This is a genomic window from Streptomyces sp. T39 (assembly GCF_008042045.1).
Taxonomy (GTDB): Bacteria; Actinomycetota; Actinomycetes; order Streptomycetales; family Streptomycetaceae; genus Streptomyces.
On sequence record NZ_RDBP01000220.1, the window covers coordinates 1 to 1,761 of the forward strand.

At 72.4% G+C, this 1,761-nt stretch carries 1 protein-coding gene; it reads left to right on the top strand.

From position 1 onward, the window contains the following. Positions 1 to 69: 69 nt before the first annotated feature. On the top strand, positions 70 to 1,761 hold a 1,692-nt coding region (locus EAO77_RS37300; RefSeq protein ID WP_261994337.1), incomplete at its 3' end, for a condensation domain-containing protein.

Consider the following 1,761-nt stretch of genomic DNA (forward strand, 5'->3'; position numbering starts at 1 on the left):
GGCAGGGCGCGCTTGTCGATCTTGCCGTTGGTGGCGGGGGAGGGGTCGGCGGTGGCGGGTGTGCTGCCGGTGGCGTCGTTCGGGCAGCGGCGGTTGTGGTTGCTGTCGCAGTTGGAGGGCGGGAGTGCGGCGTACAACGTGCCGATGGTGGTGCGGTGCGAGGGCTCTTTGGATGTGGGGGCGCTGGAGGCGGCGCTGGGTGATGTGGTGGGGCGGCACGCTCCGTTGCGGACGGTGTTCGAGGCGGTGGACGGGGAGCCGCGTCAGCGGATCCTGTCGCCGGACCGGGCCCGGGTGACGGTCGAACGCCGCCGGACGGATGCGTCCCGACTCGACGCGGAGCTGGCCGAGTTGGCCGGGACGGTCTTCGACCTCGGCACGGACCTTCCCCTGCGCGCCGCCGTACTGGTGACCGACGACGGCGCGACGACCCTCTCGCTGGTCCTGCATCACATCGCGACCGACGGTCTGTCCCATGCCGCTTTCTTCGGGGATCTGGAGCGGGCGTATGCGGCGCGGGTGGCGGGTGCTGCGGTGTCGGTGCTGGAGGCGCCGGCGGTGCAGTACGCGGACTATGCGGTGTGGCAGCGGAGGGCGCTGGGGTCGGCGGAGGACGCGGGGAGTGTGCTGGGCGGGGAGTTGGGCTTCTGGCGGGAGGCGTTGAGGGGGCTGCCCCAGGAGCATGGTCTGGGTCTGGACCGTCCGCGTCCGGCGGTGGCTTCGCACCGGGGTGGCCAGGTCCGGCTGGAGCTGGGGGAGGGGTTGTTCGCGCGGGTGGTGGAGTTCGCGCGGGTGGAGGGGTGCACGCCGTTCATGGTGGTGCATGCGGGTCTGGTGGCGGCGTTGTCGCGGCTGGGGGCGGGGGCGGATCTGGCGATCGGTTCGCCGGTGGCGGGTCGTGCGGACGAGGCGCTCGCCGAGCTGGTGGGGTTCTTCGTGAACACGCTGGTGCTGCGGACGGACAGTGCGGGTGATCCCACGTTCCGGGAACTGCTGGGCCGGGTGCGGTCCGCGGATCTGGACGCGTTCGCGCATCAGGAGGCGCCGTTCGATCTGGTGCTGGAGAGCGTCAACCCGGCCCGGACCCTCGCCCGCCACCCCCTCTTCCAGATCTGCCTCACCCTGGAGACGGGCGGCGCACCGGAGCTCGCACTGCACGGGCTGCCGACGGCCCGGGTGAGGACCGTCGCCGGCGGGTCGGCCAAGTTCGACCTGGAGTTCTTCCTCCGCTCGGACGACGGGAACACGCTGGAAGCCACCGTGCTCTTCGCCGCGGACCTCTTCGACGAGGTGACGGTGCGGCGGATGGGGGATGTGCTGGGGCGGGTGCTGTCCCAGGTGGTGGAGGAGCCGGAGGTCCGGCTGTCGCGTCTGGAGACGCTGTCCGCCGGTGAGCGGGAGCTGCTGACCGGTGCGTGGGCGGGGAGTGCGGCCGAGGTCGGGGACCTGTCCCTGGTGGAGCGGTTCGAGGCGCAGGTGGCCGAGCACCCTGAGCGGACCGCGCTGGTCGACGGCGAGAGGGCGGTGTCCTATGCCGAACTGAACGCGTCCGCCAACCGGTTGGCCCGTCATCTGCGGTCCCACGGGCTGGGCCGGGGTGATCTGGCGGGTGTGCTGCTGGAGCGCGGCGCCGACTTCGCGACGGCGGTGGTGGCGGTGGTGAAGACCGGCGCGGGATACACCCTGCTCGACCCGGACTTCCCCGACGAGCGGCTGCGCTCGGCCGCCACCGACGCCGGCATCACCCACCTCGTCACCACC